The sequence below is a fragment of the Parasphingorhabdus sp. SCSIO 66989 genome (assembly GCF_032852305.1).
GTDB classification, from domain to species: Bacteria; Pseudomonadota; Alphaproteobacteria; order Sphingomonadales; family Sphingomonadaceae; genus Alterisphingorhabdus; species Alterisphingorhabdus coralli.
In genome coordinates this window covers 657,501-676,632 of sequence record NZ_CP136594.1, presented here as the reverse complement: position 1 = coordinate 676,632, position 19,132 = coordinate 657,501, and the positions used below count along the sequence as shown (strand labels likewise).

The 19,132-nt window shown below is 57.4% G+C and carries 14 protein-coding genes, 1 tRNA gene and 2 rRNA genes; 4 read left to right on the top strand and 13 right to left on the bottom strand.

Annotated elements, in window-relative coordinates; translation table 11 throughout:
- Nucleotides 1-10 precede the first annotated feature (10 nt).
- Genes RB602_RS03070 through RB602_RS03060 form a run of 3 tightly spaced genes read right to left on the bottom strand, consistent with a single transcriptional unit; the run spans nucleotide 11 to nucleotide 2,478 of the window.
- Complete coding sequence (locus tag RB602_RS03070) at nucleotides 11-943, bottom strand: hypothetical protein (RefSeq protein ID WP_406568403.1); 933 nt, start codon at nucleotides 941-943, stop codon at nucleotides 11-13.
- A gap of 27 nt (nucleotides 944-970) precedes the next feature.
- Nucleotides 971-1,951 carry a diacylglycerol/lipid kinase family protein gene (locus RB602_RS03065; protein ID WP_317082837.1) on the bottom strand — a complete coding sequence of 327 codons (981 nt, stop codon included), beginning with the start codon at nucleotides 1,949-1,951 and terminating at the stop codon, nucleotides 971-973.
- Nucleotides 1,948-2,478, bottom strand: a complete 531-nt coding sequence (locus RB602_RS03060; protein ID WP_317082836.1) for a DUF2141 domain-containing protein — start codon at nucleotides 2,476-2,478, stop codon at nucleotides 1,948-1,950. The genes RB602_RS03065 and RB602_RS03060 overlap by 4 nt, the downstream gene beginning before the upstream one ends.
- Nucleotides 2,479-2,615: 137 nt before the next feature.
- Here RB602_RS03060 and lptF point away from each other — a divergent pair, with 137 nt between their 5' ends.
- Genes lptF through RB602_RS03045 form a run of 3 tightly spaced genes read left to right on the top strand, consistent with a single transcriptional unit; the run spans nucleotide 2,616 to nucleotide 6,453 of the window.
- Complete coding sequence (gene lptF, locus RB602_RS03055) at nucleotides 2,616-3,830, top strand: LPS export ABC transporter permease LptF (RefSeq protein ID WP_317082835.1); 1,215 nt, start codon at nucleotides 2,616-2,618, stop codon at nucleotides 3,828-3,830.
- Between the two features lie 3 nt (nucleotides 3,831-3,833).
- The gene (lptG, locus tag RB602_RS03050) at nucleotides 3,834-4,931 is read left to right on the top strand and encodes an LPS export ABC transporter permease LptG (RefSeq protein WP_317082833.1); all 1,098 of its coding nucleotides are present in this window, start codon (nucleotides 3,834-3,836) and stop codon (nucleotides 4,929-4,931) included.
- Nucleotides 4,912-6,453, top strand: a complete 1,542-nt coding sequence (locus tag RB602_RS03045) for a lipopolysaccharide biosynthesis protein (RefSeq protein ID WP_317082831.1) — start codon at nucleotides 4,912-4,914, stop codon at nucleotides 6,451-6,453. The genes lptG and RB602_RS03045 overlap by 20 nt, the downstream gene beginning before the upstream one ends.
- Before the next feature lie 356 nt (nucleotides 6,454-6,809).
- On the opposite strand, the gene RB602_RS03040 is transcribed toward RB602_RS03045, so the two are convergent.
- Nucleotides 6,810-7,922, bottom strand: a complete 1,113-nt coding sequence (locus tag RB602_RS03040) for a fatty acid desaturase family protein (RefSeq protein WP_317082829.1) — start codon at nucleotides 7,920-7,922, stop codon at nucleotides 6,810-6,812.
- 177 nt (nucleotides 7,923-8,099) lie between these two features.
- Between RB602_RS03040 and RB602_RS03035 the strand changes: the two genes are divergently transcribed.
- Nucleotides 8,100-9,260 carry an N-acetyltransferase gene (locus tag RB602_RS03035; RefSeq protein WP_317082827.1) on the top strand — a complete coding sequence of 387 codons (1,161 nt, stop codon included), beginning with the start codon at nucleotides 8,100-8,102 and terminating at the stop codon, nucleotides 9,258-9,260.
- A gap of 186 nt (nucleotides 9,261-9,446) precedes the next feature.
- Here the strand turns inward: RB602_RS03035 and RB602_RS03030 are convergent, their stop codons facing one another.
- The 9 genes from RB602_RS03030 to RB602_RS02990 form a co-directional block, all read right to left on the bottom strand.
- Nucleotides 9,447-10,631: an FAD-dependent monooxygenase gene (locus RB602_RS03030; RefSeq protein ID WP_317082826.1), complete on the bottom strand. Its 1,185-nt coding sequence runs from the start codon at nucleotides 10,629-10,631 to the stop codon at nucleotides 9,447-9,449.
- Nucleotides 10,632-10,772: 141 nt separating this feature from the next.
- Nucleotides 10,773-11,837 carry a lipocalin-like domain-containing protein gene (locus tag RB602_RS03025; RefSeq protein ID WP_317082824.1) on the bottom strand — a complete coding sequence of 355 codons (1,065 nt, stop codon included), beginning with the start codon at nucleotides 11,835-11,837 and terminating at the stop codon, nucleotides 10,773-10,775.
- On the bottom strand, nucleotides 11,837-14,395 hold the full coding sequence (locus tag RB602_RS03020) for an FtsX-like permease family protein (RefSeq protein WP_317082822.1): 2,559 nt from the start codon (nucleotides 14,393-14,395) through the stop codon (nucleotides 11,837-11,839). The genes RB602_RS03025 and RB602_RS03020 overlap by 1 nt, the downstream gene beginning before the upstream one ends.
- On the bottom strand, nucleotides 14,392-15,069 hold the full coding sequence (locus tag RB602_RS03015; RefSeq protein ID WP_317082820.1) for an ABC transporter ATP-binding protein: 678 nt from the start codon (nucleotides 15,067-15,069) through the stop codon (nucleotides 14,392-14,394). The genes RB602_RS03020 and RB602_RS03015 overlap by 4 nt, the downstream gene beginning before the upstream one ends.
- Nucleotides 15,070-15,081: 12 nt before the next feature.
- Nucleotides 15,082-15,285: a DUF1289 domain-containing protein gene (locus tag RB602_RS03010; RefSeq protein WP_317082818.1), complete on the bottom strand. Its 204-nt coding sequence runs from the start codon at nucleotides 15,283-15,285 to the stop codon at nucleotides 15,082-15,084.
- A complete protein-coding gene (locus tag RB602_RS03005) occupies nucleotides 15,282-15,767 on the bottom strand; it encodes a TspO/MBR family protein (protein WP_317082816.1) in 486 nt (161 codons plus the stop codon). The genes RB602_RS03010 and RB602_RS03005 overlap by 4 nt, the downstream gene beginning before the upstream one ends.
- Before the next feature lie 106 nt (nucleotides 15,768-15,873).
- Nucleotides 15,874-15,950, bottom strand: a tRNA-Met gene (locus RB602_RS03000).
- Nucleotides 15,951-16,066: 116 nt separating this feature from the next.
- A 5S ribosomal RNA gene (rrf, locus tag RB602_RS02995) occupies nucleotides 16,067-16,181 on the bottom strand.
- A gap of 122 nt (nucleotides 16,182-16,303) precedes the next feature.
- Nucleotides 16,304-19,092, bottom strand: a 23S ribosomal RNA gene (locus RB602_RS02990).
- Nucleotides 19,093-19,132: the final 40 nt, after the last annotated feature.

Sequence of the window (19,132 nt, the reverse complement as noted above, 5' to 3'; positions counted from 1 at the left end):
CTGATTACCCCTATTTGATCGCCCCGCCCGCGATTAACCGTGGCAGCAGCACCAGCGCCCCCAATATCGGCCATTTGCGTTGCCAGGGTTTGATCGCGATTTCGGTTCCGGCGTGGCGGTTGATCTTCCAGGCGAGATAATCAATGCCGCCGGCATAAGTGGCGCTCGCCTTGGCGAGGCGGGCAAGGGTCATCCATTTTCCGCGCCGCCGCAGGGCCGGCCAACGCTTTTGTTCCGCGGCGATGGTCGCCTCTTGGCCCGGAAGCAGGCGGACGCTATCGCCATCTAACTCGGCCTGTATTCGCGCATCCGCCAATGCCGCGCGGGTAAAGCGCCGATAGCGGTCCGGGTCGAAATCCACCACCGATTGCGAGCGGTTGCTACGTTCGGCCCGCAATTCCGCGCCATAGGTTAGCGCATAGCCGCGCTCCCATAGTTCCAGCGCATCGCATTCATCGCCTTCCATATGCGCCAAGGCGCCGGTGAGCAGTGTCGGCGCCGCACCGGCAATCGCTTCAGCGGCGCGATCTGCTGCCGCTTCATCGCGCGACCAGATCAGCCGCGTCGGTTGTGAAAAGCGCGCCCACACCGAGACAGTATCAGCCTCAACCCGGTTCAGCCGGTGAAAATCATGTTCGCTCAGCACCGCATATTTCGCCGCAAGCCCGTCATGCTGTGCCGGGAAGACATTGGGCGGGATCATCTCATTGGCGCGCACCATCCAGCTGTCGCCATAAGCAGCGCGATAGTCGGAGACGATCAAGTAGAAATCGAGCATCTCGCCTTCGAGCTTTTCTGAGCGCAAGCAGGAGCCATAAAAGATAACAGCCTGCGCCGCGCCGTCTGGATAGCGCGCAGCGATATCGGCGGCGAATACGGCAATGCGCGGATCAACCGGTATCGCCAGTTCTTCGGCTACCGATTTTGTGAGCGACGCCATCAGCGCACCTTATATGCTATCAAGCGAGCCTCAGGCGGCAATGCGCAAAAACGGCATTGGCTCGGTTGTGCGCAGGGTGATCGGCTTGCCATGCTTTGCCTCGAACAATTCGCCATCGAGCACGACACAGCCGCGCTCGCCTTCAATCTGGATAACATCATCGCGTTCCAGATGCAGCCCCGCGCCCGGACGCGTGCCGAAACGGCCGAAAATCGTGTCGCGCACCATGGTCCATAGACCGGCCCGATTATTCTCCACCGCGACAAATTTCATCTTGCCGACTGGGTCAAGCGTTGCATCTTCCTTAGTGGTACTGCGCAGCAACAGCTTTTCCAGCGTCGTCACCATCAGCAAAGCGAAGCTGCCCTGTATCTCACCATGGCGGATCATCGAGATGCGCATGGTTGAGGATGTCTTGGGCAGAAACCGCGCGCTGACATTGAACAACATGGCGACAATGGTGGCGCAGGCGGCGAGGAAGTGACTGAGATTGTTGGACAGGCCAAGCGGATAAATCTTGTTACGGCAATAGAGAATAATCTCTGCAAGGCCAGCACCGCCGAGGAACATGCCGAGCACCGGGCGGCTATTGTCCGCGCCATCGCTCAGCGCAATCATCTGGCGCTCAATCACATGGCTATCGAGATCATTGGCGGCGATATCGACAATGCGTTCCAGCGCCGCCAGCGAGTTACCATCAGCACCAAGATCGAGCGCGATCAAATTGGTCTTGCCATTAGGCAGCACCGCGACCGGCGGCGGGTTGTCGCCAAAATGGCCGCCCTGGTGCATTTCGGTCAGGGTAGCCTGTACCGTACCGTCACCGCCATTAATGACCAAAACTTTGGGTTTCACCCGGGCAATACTCTCCAGCGCGCGGGCAATCTGGTCCACTTCCTCCACCTCATAGTGGAAGATATCGGGGTGACGGGCACAATAGGCACGCACCTCAGGAAGACCGGAACGATTGCCGGTAGACATCGGGTTGGAGAGTAAAGCGACGAGTGTCATGAGGCTTTCCAGGGCTCAATCGACAGGCCCTGCCGATAATTCAGCACCACGGTGATGCGACGCACACCGCCATTTACGGAAATGCTCGTCTTCTTCACCGAAGGCTTGAGGTTGGTCAGCGAGATATCCGGATTGCGCGAAAAGCCGCCGCCATCGCTCCAGCCGGACTTGCCATTGCCATCCGTGTCGTGGCGCACCGCAATGCCATAATTGCCATTGGCCGGTACCGGCACACAAAAGCGCATCTTGCCGCTGCGTAGCGCCACCCGCGTGTCAATGCGGTTGATCCATTGGCCTTTCTTCAGCCATTTTGCCTTGGTTGCGCTATAGGATTGCACCCGGATGCGGCCATTGGCATTCTTGAACCCAACCACTTCAACCAACACAGCCGGGCCACTCGCGCTACTGCTGCATTTGCCCATATCATTGGAGATTTTCTGCCGTTGTGCCATCGCCGCAGAGGGCAATGCCATTGTAAAGCTGAGCAACACAGCCGCAAATGGCGCAAACAGGCGAAATTTGTGCATGGCGTTTCCGCTCCCAAAGACTATATCAGGCCCGGTAAAGGGCTATGAAAAACCGGCGCAAAACCGATTTTTGCCAATCGTATCAATCTATTTGGGAAGCATTTGCGGCCAAAACATGGTGAGAGGGAGACAAGAAGTTGAAATTTCTCACCGCCACTGACCGTTATATTGCGCGGCTGGTCATCGTTCCATTGGTCTCCACACTGGTGATCGCGGCGATGTTGCTGGTGCTCGACAAGATGCTGCGCCTGTTTGATTTCGTCGCGGCAGAAGGCGGTCCGGTCAGTGTCGTCTGGCAGATGCTCGCCAATTTGCTGCCCGAATATCTTTCGCTGGGTATCCCCATTGGCCTGTTGCTGGGGATATTGCTGGCTTTCAGGCAGCTTTCACTATCATCAGAGCTGGACGTGTTTCGCGCCGTTGGCCTGGGCTATGGTCGGCTTTTGCGCGTACCGTTTATCTTCGCCATCATATTGGCCGGAGTGAACCTCGCGATTGTCGGCTGGATCCAGCCGGAATCGCGCTATGCCTATGAACGGCTAGGCTTTGAGCTGCGGTCTGGCGCTTTGGGCGCGTCGATCAAAGTCGGCGAGTTCACCAATTTAGGCAAAAATATGACGATCAGGATCGAGGGCAGCCAAGAGCAAGGCCGTCAGCTTTCCGGCATCTTCGTCCGTGTCAAAAGTGGCCGCGACAATATCCTCACCGTTACTGCCAAACAGGGTCAGTTTATGGCTACTGACGACCCGGATGTTATCATATTGCGCTTAAGCGATGGCACATTGGTGCATGAAAATGTCGATTATGAAACACCGCGTATCCTTAACTTTACCAACCACGATTTGCCCATTGATCTGCCACGGATAGAGGCGTTTCGCGAGCGCGGGGGCAAGGAGCGCGAATATACCCTGCCCGAACTGGTGCGTATCGGCACCAACCCCAGTACACCGGCGATTGAACGAGCCGAAAGCCGGTCAAGCTTTCACTTTCGTATCGTTGAGGTGGTGATGATGTTGCTAATGCCGCTGCTGGCGGTGTCGCTCGCCATTCCGCCCAAAAGATCAACCTCGGCGCTTGGCGTATTCCTGTCGATCATCATGATCGTCGCCTATCACAAGATCAATCAATATGGCGAGGATATCGGCGCGCTGGGGCGGGTTGACCCGATTATCGCTTTATGGGGGCCGTTTATCCTCTTTGCCGGTTTGATTATCTGGATGTACTATCAGGTGTCCCATGTCCCCGGCGGACAACCGATCGGCGCGCTGGAACGTTTCTTTGCCAAATCGGGCAGCTTCCTCAAAGGCATGCTCTCCATCGGCCGCAAGCGCCAGATACATATGGAGAATTAGGTCTTGCAGCTCGAATTCTTCCCGTCCCGGTCAATGGCCAAATATATGGCGCGGATGTTCGTCATCCGTGTCGTAGCCGTGGTGACTTTGCTGGTGCTGGTGCTGCAAACGCTCGATCTGCTCGGCGAAAGCGGCAAAATCCTGGCCTATCCCGGCAATGGCGAAGGCGAATTACTGACCTATGTGTCCTTGCGTATTCCCCAACTGATAGAGTTCTTCCTGCCTTTTGGCGTGTTGCTGGCAACCATCATCACGCTTGCCACGCTGAACCAAAATAGCGAAGTCATATCGATGAAGGCGGCAGGGCTATCTGCGCATCAGGTGCTGGCCCCTTTATTGTTGATGAGCCTGATCATCGCTGTGCTGTCCTTCCTGTTCAATGATATCGTCGTCTCGCGCACCACCGCGACGCTTGAGGCCTGGGAAGCGGCGGAATATGGGCCAATACCGGAGGACCCGAACAGCCGCACCAATGTCTGGGTGCGTGATGGCCACACTATCATTCAGGCGCAAACGGTTATCGGCAAGGGTACCAATACGCAGCTACGCAATGTGACCGCCTTTTTCCGCGATGATGAGGACAGCCTGCGCGAGACGGTTTCGGCTGGCTCGGCCAGCTTCACTGGCAAGGGCTGGTTGCTCAAGGACGTGTCGCGCTTTGATCTGCTGACCGGCACCGTGACCGAAATGCCCGACCGGGTTGTCGGCGCGGAGGTGACGCCCGATCAATTTACTCTCAGCAATATCAATGCGTCGGGCCTTTCCTTTTTTGAACTGGGCCAGACGATTGAGGATATGCAGCTTGCCGGGCGGCGTACCAGCGATCTGGAGACCACCTATTGGCACAAGATTTCCAAGCCCTTGTCGTCGATCCTGATGCCGTTGCTGGGCGCGGTGGCGGCTTTTGGTCTGGCGCGTTCTGGACGGCTGTTCTTCCGTGCGGTGATCGGCATGGCTCTGGGATTTGCCTATTTTGTCGTCGATAATTTTGCCCTCGCCATGGGCAATCTGGAAGTGTACCCGCCGCTGCTCGCGGCCTGGGCACCCTTCGTTCTGTTCCTGCTGATCGGTGAGACGGTGCTTGTCCGAACCGAAGAATAGTACAGAGGCAGTGTCGGGCTCTGGTATCAGCCGGGGTGATGTCGGCAAGGGCGCCGCTATGGCCGCGCTTGCCCGCCTCGGTGCGCTGATCGAGGTTGTTGCCCAGCCTGCCTATGTCTGGCTTTATGGCTTGGCGGGTTATGGGCTCTATATCAGCCTGTGGTCTGCAGTGAATGTGCTGGGTTTTATCTTCAACCTGGCGATGCACCAGGCCCTGCAGCGGCTGATTCCCGGCACGGATGATGAGGAAGAGGCGCATGCCATATTGCGCTTTGCTCTATTGGTGACGGTGCTGCCCGCCTGCGCCGTCGCAATACTCATTACCGCATTAGCCCCAATAATCGCTCCCGCTATCTCCAGCAGCGAGGAAGCCTCAAGCGCATTGCCGCAAATCATCGCGCTGTTCAGCTGGTCGCTGCCGTTGCTGATCCTGCTCGAAGTCGCCACCGCAGCCGCACGTGCCAGACGCGCTTTTGGCCCAGAGATACGCCTGCGCATTTTCTGGGAGCAATGCGTTCGTCTGGCGCTGGCGGTGGCGGCTTGGTTTGCGGGGTTCCTCGTTTTCGGCCTGTTTATCGCGCATATCGCTTCGCTGGCAGTCACGGCGGTGCTGGCGTTGCGGCTGATCGGCAAATATTATGATTGGGGTCTGTTAATGCGAGCGCCCGGCCCCAAGGGCATGGCGGGCAATGTGCTCCTCACCGGCATGGCGATGCTGCCGCCCAATATCGCCCGGCGCGCCTTTAACGATCTGCCGCCGGTCCTGCTCAACCTTACGCTGCCGGGTGCAGGTGGTGCAATTGCTGCTGGCCTCTATGGTATAGCGCGCAAGGTGGCGTCAGTGCCGCTGATCGTACGGCAGGCATTTCTCTATGTGCTCGCCCCGCTTAGCGCCGCACAGGCCAAGGTTGATCGCGCCGCCATCCTGCCACTCTACCAATTCTCCAATCGGCTGGCGGCGATATTGGTTATCCCGTTGACTTTAGCGATGATCCTCATCGGCGATATCATCCTGCTGATCTTTACCAAGGACGCGCTGGCAGCACTACCGATATTGGTGGTGCTGCTGATCGGTCGGGCCGGTGAGGCCTTATTGGGGGCCGCGACGCCGATTGTCGAGATGACCGGCCATCGTCTGTTACCGCTGGTCAACAGCCTGTTGGGTCTATTGGTTGCGGCGATAACCTATATGTTGCTGCCCGAGAATAGCGGCGCTGTCGGCATGGCGGTTGCCGTCGCGTTGGGCGTTACGGCCGCAAGCTGGATCGCGGCATGGGAGCTTAGCCAGTTTGACAAAATGCCCGTCTGGGACCGGCATATGGTCTGGGCCGTGGCGCAGCAGCTCGCGGGATGCGCAATGCTGGCTTTTGTAGCGCGCATAGTGGAGCAGGAAAGCATCGCCATCCGACTGGGCATTGTTATTGGTGGCTTGTTGCTGCTTGTCTGGGTCGGCCTGAAATGGGGACTGGAAAGCCACGACAAAGCGGCACTGGGACGAGCCAGCAAGATTTTGCATCTATAGCTAAAACTGTTCGGGCTGAGTGCTGAGCTTGTCGCAGTATCGAAGCCCTATAATTAGCTTTCTAGGCTCAGAACCCATTAAATCGCTACATGCGTTTTCGTCGGCCCCGCGCAGGCGGGGCCAGGGCTATAGTTTCACGCAAAGACGCAAAGACACGAAGAGATCGTGCAAATAGGAACCTTCTTTGCGCCTTCGCGTCTTTGCGTGAGTCAAAAAAAGCCTTGGCCCCGCCTGCGCGGGGCCGACGAGATGGCAAAGACTGTAATGGGAAAAGGGATTCACCGGGCTCAATAGGTTCTGGGCCTAGAAAAGAGCCACCCTTCGACAAGCTCAGCCCGAACGGAGAAAGGTGATATTTAGGCGCGAAAAGTATTGCGCACCAACCGCGAAACCAGTCCGGGCAGACCTTTGTAATTGGCGCCATGATATTGCGATGTCTGCGGCAGGGCCTCAATCAGGCGGCGATGCGCTTCACCCAGAGCATGATAGGGCACGCTGGGCAGCAGATGGTGCAGTGCGTGATAGCGCAGGCCCACCGGAGCCCAAAGTTCCGGCAACAGGCCCGGCGGCGGCACATTGACGCTGTCGAGATATTGCGCGGTGACGCTCATCGCCTCGCCCTCATTCTCCCACAGATGCGCCACCAATGTGCGGATCTGGTTGAGCACGATTGAGGCCGACATGATGCCGAGAAAGATCGCAAAGGCCTTGAGAGGGATGATACCGGTCGCGGTCAGCGCAATCAGAGCAATAGCCCAGATGCTGGCAGCGGCTTCTTCCGTCGTCCATTCGCGGGCAAAGCGGCCTTCGGGCATACGACGGCGGAAATCCGGGTTGATCGCCAGCGCCGAATAGCGCTCCACCACCAGAGTCCGCAGCGGCGGGATGAGGAAAGAGAGCGGCGTCAGCACCGCATAGCGGAACAACAGCGCAATCGGTGCCAATGCGGCAACGACAACAAATAGCGGTACCGACCACGGCTTCATCCGCGCCAGCGGCAGATATTCAGGATCACGCACCGTGCCATAGCGGGTCTTGTTGTGGTGCAGATTATGCACCTCAATATACATGAAACTTGGCACCAGCAGCGGCACACCGATCAGCGCATTCCACACGGTGCGGAAGCCCGGAACGGCATCACGCTTCAAATGGGTCAGCTCATGGATAAAGCTACCCGCACGATAGAGCGCCAGAACCGCAATCACGCCGCCGATAACCGCAATGGCCGTCGATCCGGCGAAAATAGCTGCCGCAAGGCCAGCATAACCGATAACCGTCGAGGCCAGAAAATCGGTCCAATAAACCTTCGGACTTGCCTTGCTCAGATCACGCGCCAGCTTGGCCGCCAGACGGATCATATCCTGATCATCGGCAATCTCGCTCAGCTTCACGGCTTGCTTGGCGCTGCTCTGGTCTTTAGCCGCCGCATCATGCGCGGCGCGATCCAGTGGCAATGTGGGTGCAGTCATATCGCTTTTATCCATTTCAACGCCGTGCCTGAAGCAGAGCAACATGGCAAGATCATGGCGAAATCGCGCTATTTCGCGATGCTTGACAGGATGGCGCTTTGCTCTTCACAAGGCCAGCCAGACAAAGGTCTGAGGCCCGGATACGGCTTCATTCCATGATGGTACAGGGGGTTATATATGTCCGGCAAAGGCGAAATCCAGGTAAGCGAGGCGAACAGCAAGGCCGCCATGGCCGCTTTCGTCAATATCGCCTTTCAGCTGAACAGCAGCGATCCGCATTGGGTGCCACCGCTGAAACAGGACGTGTTCGACATGTTCAACCCGGCCAAAAACCCTTTTTATGGCCATGCAACGGTGCAACCGATGATCGCAACGCGCGACGGGCGCGTCGTCGGGCGCATCTCGGCGCATATCGATCATCTGGCCGCAGAACAGCCGGTAGAGCAGGGCATGGGCCCGGGCACCGGCAATTGGGGGATGCTGGAAGCAGAAGATGGTGACGTTGCCAGCGCACTGATTGCTGCCGCCGAAGACTGGCTGCGCAAACAGGGAATGAACCGGGCGCTTGGCCCATTGAGCCTGTCAGTCTGGGATGAGCCGGGGTTGCTGGTCAAAGGCTTTGAGCAAGACCCGACTTTCATGATGGGGCATCACAATCAGGCACAGGAAACATGGGTTCAGGCCGCTGGCTATAAGCCGGTCAAATCGCTGTTCACCTATGAGCTTGATATCACCACGGACTTTCCCCCGCTGATCCAGCGTATCGTCAAATCAGGCGAGCGCAGCAGCAAGATCAATGTCCGCGGCGTTGATAAAAGCCGGTTTGACGAAGAGGCGGCAACGATATTGGGCATATTGAACGACGCCTGGTCAGACAATTGGGGTTTTGTACCGATTACCGATGATGAGATCGCGCACGTCGGCAAGAAGCTGAAGCCCATTGTGCGCGAAGATCTGATCATGATTGCCGAGGTCGAAGGCGAACCGGTCGCCTTTATGATGACGCTGCCGGACCTGAATGAAGCGATCAAACCGCTGAACGGCAATCTCTTTCCCTTTGGCTGGGCCAAATTGCTGTGGTGGCTGCGCAGCTGTCGGTCCAACACCATGCGGGTACCGCTTATGGGGGTGAAGAAGGAGCTGCAAAATTCGCGGCTGGCGAGTCAGCTGGCCTTTATGATGATCGAATATATCAAGCGCAGTGCCACCAGCCGCTATGGCGCGACCCGTGGCGAGATTGGCTGGATATTGGAGGATAATCAGGGGATGGTCGCGATTGCCGATGCGATTGATAGCCATATCAACAAGGAATATCGGCTGTATGAGAAGGCGTTGTAGCTGAACCTCCCCCTTGGGGGAGGGGAACCGTCGAAGACGGTGGAGGGGCACCTTCGGCATGACGCAGACCATGTGACAATACAATGAGCCTGCTTTAGGGGCGAGACAATACTCCAAACAATGGAATACTACGCCTGTGCCCCTCCACCAGCTTCGCTGGTCCCCCTCCCCGTAAACGGGTAGGATTTATGCTGTCACATCATGCCCATATAACCAGGCCAAGCGCCGATCCGCGACATCGAGTTTCAGTCTGTTAGCCGCCATCATCGGGCCGTGGGTAGTCAGCTTCCCAAGCGGTGTTCTCTGATGAAACAAATCGCCATTGCGCCGCGCCGCCATTTGCACACGACTGGTGCGATCATGGCGCTTGGCAAAGTAGCCGGTCAGTGCGTCACTGACGCTATCGCTCTCAGCCAGCAGGCGCGCCAAAACATAGCCGTCCTCCATCGCCTGCACCGCGCCTTGGGCCATAAAGGGCAGCATCGGATGGCAGGCATCGCCGAGCAGTACGACGCGGCCATCAACCCATTGGCTAAGCGGTTTGCGATCAAACAGAGCCCAGCGATAATGCGCCTCGGCCTGTTCGATCAGTGTTGTAACAATCGGATGCCAGTCGGCAAAATCCGCCAAAACCTGCTCACGCGTGCCTTGCTCGGTCCAGCTTTCCGATTGCCGCTCATCACGCTCGACCACGCCTACAAAATTGGCAAGCTTGCCACCGCGAAGCAAATAGGTAACGGCATGTTTGCCTTCACCAAACCACACCCCCGCAACCGGATCGGGGACATGCAGCCCCAGCTTCTCAACCGGAACCACCGCGCGCCAGGCAATATTGCCGGTAAAGCGCGGCTTTTCCGCTCCCAGCATCTGGGTGCGGATTGCCGAGTGGATGCCGTCAGCGCCGATCACCACATCGCCAGAGATTTGCGGACCATCCGCAAGCGTGAGCCAGGCGCTATCCGCCCCCTGACCATAGCCGGTTACCTGCCTATGGGTGTGAATGGCCCCAGGCATCCGCTCCTCCACCGCCTGCTGCAATATCGCAATCAGATCGGCACGATGGATATGGACATAGGGCGCGCCATATTTGGCTTCATATCCGGCCATGGACTCACGAAAGATCAACCGCCCCGATGTGCCGCCGCGAAACTCTGCCGCTTTGGGTCGAAACCCTGCCGCCAGCACCGCCTCATCCAGCCCCAGCGCGCGCAGCACCTTCATGCCATTGGGGCTGATCTGGATACCCGCGCCGACCTCAGCAATCGCCTCGGCCTGTTCACAGACACACGCGTCCCAACCAAAATGATGCAGGCACAATGCTGCGGTCAATCCGCCTATGCCGCCGCCTGCAATAATGGCCTTGCCTGTCATTCTTTCTCAATCCCGGGTCAGCTAGATAGTTTGATTTCGTCATTGCGAGCGCAGCGAAGCAATCCAGAGCCACACGCACCTGCTCTGGATTGCCGCGTCGCTTCGCTCCTCGCAATGACGGAGTAGCCAGCTATGGCAACTTTAGAGCGAAATATCCTCGGCATAGCCAGTCATTTCAAGATAGCCGCGTCCCCCCTTGGTCGTCACCGCGCCTTCCCAATAGGTAGGCGTCAAAGCGCCGGTCAGCTCTTGCGCATCAAACATCGGGGTCAACACAAAGCGCTTTTCCTCGCCCCGCACCATGATGACATATTCCGCTTCGACCGGATAGGAAGCGCCGGTTTCGGGCGAGGTCCAATATCGCCGTGGTACAAAGCGGACATCGTCGGAACCCAGCACCGTCTGCTCGCCATCCGCATCGCGATAGCTGCCCCCCGCATAAACCGGCTTGCCATCGCGCCCTCGCACCTGAAACGCCATCAGCGCGCTGCCGTCATCAAAGTTCAGCCCGGTCCAGTCCCAGCCGACGGCATTTTCAGGCAGCACATCGGAGGACCATTCGCGATCCAGCCAGCCGCTGCCACGCACCGTTTCTTGACGCCCCTTGCGCGTCACCGATCCGCTGACGTCGAGATGCGGCATGGAATAATAATAGCTGGCCTGAGACGGCTGCGGGCCCTTGCGGCTATAGCCCCGATCGCCATTAAGCATAACCGGCTGCGATGGATTGAAGCTAAGGTCCAGCACAAAATCCTTGCTTTCGACCCGGCTGACAAACGCGCCTGCAGTATCACGCTCCAGCGACCAGCCGAGCAATTGCACATCAGTATCGCCGCTCGCCGCATCGATAATGCCAAAGCCCTTGCGGCCCATGCGCTGATCATGGATCAGCTTGCCCGTTTTCGGGTCCGAAATCGCAGCATGGGCAAAGACAATCTGGTTTGGCGTAAAGCGGCTGGGATTATCTTGCGGGATATCCGGGCGGCTGCGGAAGAAGGTGATCTGAAAACCCAGCGGGTCACCACTTTCGGTCTCCAGCCAGCCGGTAAAATACCACCATTCGGTGCGGTAGTTATCATGCGAACCATGGTCTTTGGGGAAGCTGATGGTCTGGCCCTGGCGCACCTCCGGATAGGTGACGCTCGCCGCTGCCCATGCCACCGCCCCGGCGAATAGTGCCAATAACAGGGCCAGAAAAGCGCGCATCACCAATCCTGCCTTACCGCCTGCAGGGCGTCTTGAGAGGCGGCGCGGCGTCCGGCAAATATCGCGGTGAGCGCCGATGTCGCCAACAGCGCCAGCGATATCCCAATCAGCAGCGCATAAGGGAAATGCGTCGTCATGGTGAGGTTGAACGATTGCGGATTGATCACATGGATCAGCACCTGACTGATGGCGAGGCCCACGGCCAGCCCGGCAATCAGCCCTATTACCCCGAGCAGAAAACCCTCGCTGGCCAGCATCGCAATAATCTGGCCGCGGCCAAAGCCGATATGACGCAACATGCCAAATTCCTTCACCCGAACAGTAACCTGTGCTGCAAAGGTTGCGCCGACACCGACCATGCCGATCAATATCGCCACCGCCTCCAAGCCATAGGTAATGGCGAAGCTGCGATCAAAAAGCTGCAACGCCAGCGCGCGGATGCCGCTGGCATCGGAGATATCGACAGAGCTGCCGGTGATGATTTCAATTTCGGGCCGCATACGCGCAATCACGGCTTCGGGCGCATCATTGCCCGCCAGCATGATGGCGATATCGCTGCGCACTGTATCGCCGGTCAGACGGACATAATCCTCTGCCTCGATGACAATCGCCCCCTGCTGGCGGGCATAGTCGCTCCAGATGCCGACCACAGTCGCGATCGCACCATCATCGCCCAGCGGCAGGGTCAGCGTGTCACCAATCTCCAGATCATAAAGCCGGGCAGCAGGCTCCGACACCCAGATGGGGAGCGTTTCGGTAGAGGCCCCTGACTCACGGATAAGTGCCAGAGGAAAGCGAGTGCCCTTTACCGGGCGGACAATCAAATTGACTGCAGGCCGCTCCGCATCAAGGCTGAGCGAGACGGTCTTGCTGAACTCGGCATGGGCGATATCGGGCAGCGCGGCGATGCGCCGCTGCTGGTCGGCGTCAAAGGTTGCGCCGGAAAAGCCGCCGGTGACATAAACGTCCGCGCTTAAAATCGAGCCGAGCCAGCCATCGACCGAGGTACGGAAGCTGGAGACCATGATCGCCATTGCCATCATCAAGCCGACACTGGCGACAATCCCGGCCAGCGCTGCCGCAGCGCGCGAGGGAGAACGCATCAGATGCCGAAGCGCCATATCAAAGGGCAGATAGCCCGCCGATAAGCGGGTCAGCGGTTTGAGCAATGTCTGCGCCAGCCAAGGCGTCAACCAGATCGCCCCGGCCAGCAGGGCGGCAATAGCGAGATAGCCAAAGAGCGGCAGGCCATTGACCGGCGGCGCAAATGTCAAAGCGCCGCCAAGCAGCAGCAATAACAGGCCGGGCCACCAGCGCGGTGCATCATCGCTGTGATAATTATCCGCCGAGGATTTGATCGCCTGGGCTGGAACCAGCTTTGCCGCCCGTCTGCCCGGCGCGAGACTGCCGATAATCGCAGTACCAATCCCGAAGGCAAGGAACACCGCTATCGCCCATGGCGACACCGCAAGCGGCTGGCTGCGCCCGGAAAAATAGCCCGCGCCAAGATCAGCACCGACAAGATTGACCACAAGCAGCGCAAAGCCATAGCCGAGCGCCAGCCCGACAAGCGAGCCGAAGAGGCCAAGAGCCAGTCCCTCGATCAGCAATTGGCGTTGCAGGCTGGCCCGCTGCAAACCCAATATCCGCAGCAAGGCAAATTGCTGCTGGCGCGTCTCGGCAGAGAGCGATTGCGCGGCATAGACGAGAAAGCCGCCGGTCACCAACGCCACCAGCGCCAGCATCTCAAGATTGACGCGATAGGCGCGCGACAATTGCGCGCGATTGGCGGTTTCCTGTTCTGCCCCCGTAATGCGCGCATTATCGGGCAATATGGCTTGCAGCGCCTGATTGAGCTCAGCCTGAGTCACGCCATCGGCGCGGCGAATATCCAGCCGATCAATCTGACCGAGCCGATCAAAACGCCATTGCGCGGTGGCAATATCGGTCACCGCCACCGCCTGCCCTGTCTCCATGCCGGGCAGATCGCCAGCGATGGTGAATGCATGGCTTTGCCCATTGGCACGCAGCGTGACGGTATCGCCTATCGCCAGTTGGGCCTCGTTCAGAGCGGTGCGACTGAGATAGAGGGCGTCCATATCGAAGCCGCTGTCGGCATCGCCGCGCCCACGTGACTGATCCTCTGCAATTTCCTGGCGCCCCAGGAGCAGTGGCGTAATCCCGGCAGCGCGGAAGATATCGGTACCAAGCAACCGCACCCGCAATCGCGACGGTTCGATAACGGCAGACATGGCGATAACCGGGCTGACATCGGCGGTTTCGGTCAGGCGAAACACCTCGGGATAAAGCGCTTCATCAAAGCCGAGACCGGTGGTCCCTGCGATCTGCGCATCGGCACTGCCAGAGATATTGCGCACCGCATCGCCAAAGGCATCGCTGGCCGAGGCATTGATCAGATGCACCGAAAAGCCCAGCGCAATGCCGAGCGCAATCGCCAGGCTGGCGAGCAAATAGCGCAAAGGAAAGCTGCGAAACTGGCCAGCCAGCAGCCAGCGCCAAATGGTGCCGCTAGCTTTGCTGGTGGCCATGGCGGTCATGCAATAGGTTCCATGCCACTGGCCGTAAGCCGCAATTGCCGATCGGCCATCGCTGCATCGATAGGGGAATGCGTCACCAGCACCATCGCCGCGCCGGTAGAGCGGACCGTGCGGGCAAGCAGGTCCATAATCTCGTTCGAGGTATCAGGATCAAGATTGCCGGTCGGCTCATCGGCAAGGATCAGCACCGGATCATGTACCAGCGCGCGGGCAATCGCGACTCGCTGCAACTCACCGCCGGACAAGGCAGCGACATAGTCACCATGCCTGTCGCCCAGCCCGACCTCGCTCAGCCGGGTGCGGGCCTTGGTCAGCGCCGCATCACGCGGATCGCCGGAAAGGATCGCGGGCAGCGCAACATTTTGCGCCAGAGTGAGATAGGGCAGGACATGGAAGGACTGAAACACAAAGCCGATTTGTTGCCCGCGCAGCGCGGTTAGATCAGCCTCGGACAAATCGGCCAATTTCCGCCCCGCTACCTCCACCATTCCCGCGCTGGGCGTATCAAGGCCAGCAGCAAGATTGAGCAAGGTCGACTTGCCAATCCCCGATTCTCCCTGAATCGAGACACATTCTCCGGCCGATACCGTCAGCGAAAGATTGGCAAAGAGCTGGCGTCCATTGGGCAAAGTCTTGCCAAGCGATTCAAGCACAAGGGGCGGCGCGGATGTCATGAAAAGCTGTGGCTATCCTGCACTCTTCTTTTCGGAAGTGCGGCGCAGTTCGGTCATTCGCGCAGGCAGGTCATCAACAATCTGTTGCTGGCGCTGAGGCGAGGCAGACGCCCATTCGGTGATTTCCGCTATGCTCCGACCACAGCCCTCGCACCAGCCACTCGCCTTATCGATGGTGCAAATGCTGATACAGGGAGATGGCGGTGCTTGGGTCATGCCGTTAGTCCTGAAAACGGGCGGTTGAGCTGCACGATCTTGGCGTTGAGTATCGCGGCAAAGGATACCCAGAGGAGATAGGGCACTATCATTACCCCCGCGAGGGTGGACAGTCCGCTGGTGACAATCAGCAGCGCCAGCACCGAGAACCAGAGAAAGACCACCTCAATCAAGGCCCAATCGGGACGCTGCCATGTAAAGAAAAGCGGCGACCAGGCAAAATGGCAGAGAAAATTCACCGCATAGGCGATGATGATGGAAAGCCGCTCAACATCAGATCCTGCCGCATTCCATGACAATATCGCAGCCCATGCCGCCAGCCCCAATATCACCGTCCAGGCAGGACCAAATAACCAATCCGGCGGCTGCCAGCTCGGCTTTTTCAGGTTGCGATACCATGGCCCGATCTTGGTCAGCGCGCCACCCAAACCGCCGAGAATGACGGCCCATAAGATGGCGGCAAAGATGGGAGTGGATATCATGGGAGCAAAATAGGGGCAGTCAGCCTATTTCGCAATTGCACAATGCGCCGCCGGGCCTCCAAAGAGGGAATCAGTTCGTTATAGCGATGGTGTTTTTGGGAAGATTTGGTTGCGGGAGTAGGATTTGAACCTACGACCTTCAGGTTATGAGCCTGACGAGCTACCGGACTGCTCCATCCCGCGCCACCAAACTGGGCATGCGCTAGCCCAGAAATGCAAAAAGCGACCGGCCCGGTGCCGGACAGGCCGCTTTGCAAAGAGATTGTAAATGGGTTTTACCCTCATGCACCGGCTGCAATGCCTGGCGGCGACCTACTCTTCCAGTGCTTAAGCAATAGTACCATCGGCGCTGTCCGGTTTCACGGCCGAGTTCGGGATGGGATCGGGTGGGTCACAGACGCTATGGCCACCAAGCAATGAAGCAGGTGCATGAAGTTTTTTAATCGATGGTGTTTGTTGTTCAGGCGTATCCGGCTGCAATAATCATCGCATCAACACCAACCTTCTTTCCAAGGCTGTCATTGATGGTGGGATTCTGCAAGCGCGAAAAGAGTAATTAGGACCGGTTAGCTACACGCATTACTGCGCTTCCACACCCGGCCTATCAACGTGGTAGTCTTCCACGACTCGATGATTGCTTATCTTGAGGGAGGCTTCCCGCTTAGATGCTTTCAGCGGTTATCCCGTCCATGCATAGCTACCCTGCTGCACCACTGGCGTGATGACAGGTACACCAGAGGCATGTTCACCCCGGTCCTCTCGTACTAGGGGCAACTCCTCTCAACAATCGACGCCCACGGCAGATAGGGACCAAACTGTCTCGCGACGTTCTGAACCCAGCTCACGTACCACTTTAATTGGCGAACAGCCAAACCCTTGGGACCTGCTCCAGCCCCAGGATGTGATGAGCCGACATCGAGGTGCCAAACGATTCCGTCGATATGAGCTCTTGGGAATCATCAGCCTGTTATCCCCGGCGTACCTTTTATCCGTTGAGCGATGGCCCTTCCACGAGGGACCACCGGATCACTATGACCGACTTTCGTCTCTGCTCGACCTGTCGGTCTCGCAGTCAGGCTGGCTTATGCCATTGCACTCTAACAGACGGTTTCCAACCGTCCTGAGCCAACCATCGCGCGCCTCCGTTACTCTTTAGGAGGCGACCGCCCCAGTCAAACTACCCGCCACAGAGGGTCCCTCACCCGGTTTCACGGGTGCAGGTTAGACATCAGAAAACAACAGGGTGGTATTTCACTTTTTGGCTCCACTCGGACTGGCGCCCAAGTTTCAAAGCCTCCCACCTATTCTACACAGTTCTTTCCTAATGCCACTCTGAAGCTGCAGTAAAGGTGCACGGGGTCTTTCCGTCTAACCGCGGGTACTCCGCATCTTCACGGAGAATTCAATTTCGCTGAGCATGTTCTGGAGACAGTGGGGAAGTCGTTACGCCATTCGTGCAGGTCGGAACTTACCCGACAAGGAATTTCGCTACCTTAGGACCGTTATAGTTACGGCCGCCGTTTACTCGGGCTTCAATTCAGAGCTTGCACTCCTCCTCTTAACCTTCGAGCACCGGGCAGGCGTCAGACCCTATACGTCGTCTTGAAGCCGACTTAGCAGAGCCCTGTGTTTTTGCTAAACAGTCGCTACCCCCTGGCTTGTGCCCCCTGCCAAAAGTTGCCTTCTGACAGGGCATCCTTATCCCGAAGTTACGGATGTAATTTGCCGAGTTCCTTCAGAACACTTCTCTCAAGCGCCTTGGTATACTCTACCTGACCACCTGTGTCGGTTTCGGGTACGGTCTATACGGAGAGGCTATTTCCTGGGACAACTTCACCGCCTGAACAATCCAATAAGCTCAGACGATACACGCCATCCGTCACACATCTCCAGGCCCACGAATATTAACGTGGTTCCCATCGACTACCCCCTTCGGGCTCGTCTTAGGGGCCGGCTTACCCTGCTCAGATTAGCTTTAAGCAGGAACCCTTGGTCTTTCGGCGACAGAGCATCTCACTCTGTTTATCGCTACTCATGTCAGCATTCGCACTTCCGATATCTCCACCGCCCGTTACCAGACGGCTTCATCAACTTACGGAACGCTCCGCTACCGCTCATCTTACGATGAACCCTAAGCTTCGGTGCATATCTTTAGCCCCGTTACATCTTCGCCGCAGGAACCCTTATTTAGACCAGTGAGCTGTTACGCTTTCTTTAAAGGATGGCTGCTTCTAAGCCAACCTCCTGGTTGTTTTGGGATTCCCACATGCTTTCCCACTTAGATATGACTTGGGGACCTTAGCTGTAGGTTAGGGCTGTTTCCCTTTTGACGACGGACCTTAGCACCCGCCGTCTGTCTCCCGGACTTGTCTCTATGGTATTCGGAGTTTGGTTAGGTTTGGTAGATCTCGCGACCCCCTAGCCCATCCAGTGCTCTACCCCCATAGGAAAACATCCGAGGCACTACCTCAATAGTTTTCGCGGAGAACCAGCTATTTCCCGGCTTGATTGGCCTTTCACCCCTAAACACAGCTCATCCGATAATTTTTCAACATTAAACGGTTCGGTCCTCCAGTGCGTGTTACCGCACCTTCAACCTGGCCATGCCTAGATCGCCGGGGTTCGGGTCTAATCCAACATACTCATTCGCCCTATTCAGACTCGCTTTCGCTGCGCCTACACCTAACGGCTTAAGCTTGCATGTTAGATTAAGTCACTGACCCATTATGCAAGAGGTACGCAGTCACCCCATATGGGGCTCCTACTGCTTGTAAGCATCCGGTTTCAGGTACTGTTTCACTCCCCTAATCGGGGTGCTTTTCACCTTTCCCTCACGGTACTTGTTCGCTATCGGTCATGTACGAGTATTTAGGCTTGGAGGGTGGTCCCCCCGTGTTCAGACAGGATTTCACGTGTCCCGCCCTACTTAATATGTCAATGCTTGCTGCCGGTACGGGGCTGTCACCCACTATGGCGTTCCTTTCCAGAAACTTCCCGTTCACTTACATTGTTCGCCTGATCCGCGTTCGCTCGCCACTACTAACGGAATATCGGTTGATATCTTTTCCTCCGGGTACTGAGATGTTTCAGTTCTCCGGGTTCGCTTCACCAAAGCTATATATTCACTAAGGTGATACCTTACACACCTCATCCAACATACGGGGCAAGCCCGTAAATTGTATGAAATGGTGAAGGTGGGTTTCCCCATTCGGAAATCGCGGGATCAAAGCCTGCTCACGGCTCCCCCACGCTTATCGCAGCGTGCCACGTCCTTCATCGCCTGTACATGCCAAGGCATCCACCAAATGCTCTTACCTCACGCTTGAGAATCCACACCACCAATGACAGCATTGGAAACACCCTCC

What these genes read in the sequence shown, in the direction of transcription:
- RB602_RS03065 (WP_317082837.1), bottom strand. Translation starts at nt 1,951, where the DNA reads ATGACACTCGTCGCTTTACTCTCCAACCCGATGTCTACCGGCAATCGT.
- RB602_RS03060 (WP_317082836.1), bottom strand. Translation starts at nt 2,478, where the DNA reads ATGCACAAATTTCGCCTGTTTGCGCCATTTGCGGCTGTGTTGCTCAGC.
- RB602_RS03040 (WP_317082829.1), bottom strand. Translation starts at nt 7,922, where the DNA reads ATGACTGCACCCACATTGCCACTGGATCGCGCCGCGCATGATGCGGCG.
- RB602_RS03035 (WP_317082827.1), top strand. Translation starts at nt 8,100, where the DNA reads ATGTCCGGCAAAGGCGAAATCCAGGTAAGCGAGGCGAACAGCAAGGCC.
- RB602_RS03030 (WP_317082826.1), bottom strand. Translation starts at nt 10,631, where the DNA reads ATGACAGGCAAGGCCATTATTGCAGGCGGCGGCATAGGCGGATTGACC.
- RB602_RS03025 (WP_317082824.1), bottom strand. Translation starts at nt 11,837, where the DNA reads ATGCGCGCTTTTCTGGCCCTGTTATTGGCACTATTCGCCGGGGCGGTG.
- RB602_RS03020 (WP_317082822.1), bottom strand. Translation starts at nt 14,395, where the DNA reads ATGACCGCCATGGCCACCAGCAAAGCTAGCGGCACCATTTGGCGCTGG.
- RB602_RS03015 (WP_317082820.1), bottom strand. Translation starts at nt 15,069, where the DNA reads ATGACATCCGCGCCGCCCCTTGTGCTTGAATCGCTTGGCAAGACTTTG.
- RB602_RS03010 (WP_317082818.1), bottom strand. Translation starts at nt 15,285, where the DNA reads ATGACCCAAGCACCGCCATCTCCCTGTATCAGCATTTGCACCATCGAT.
- RB602_RS03005 (WP_317082816.1), bottom strand. Translation starts at nt 15,767, where the DNA reads ATGATATCCACTCCCATCTTTGCCGCCATCTTATGGGCCGTCATTCTC.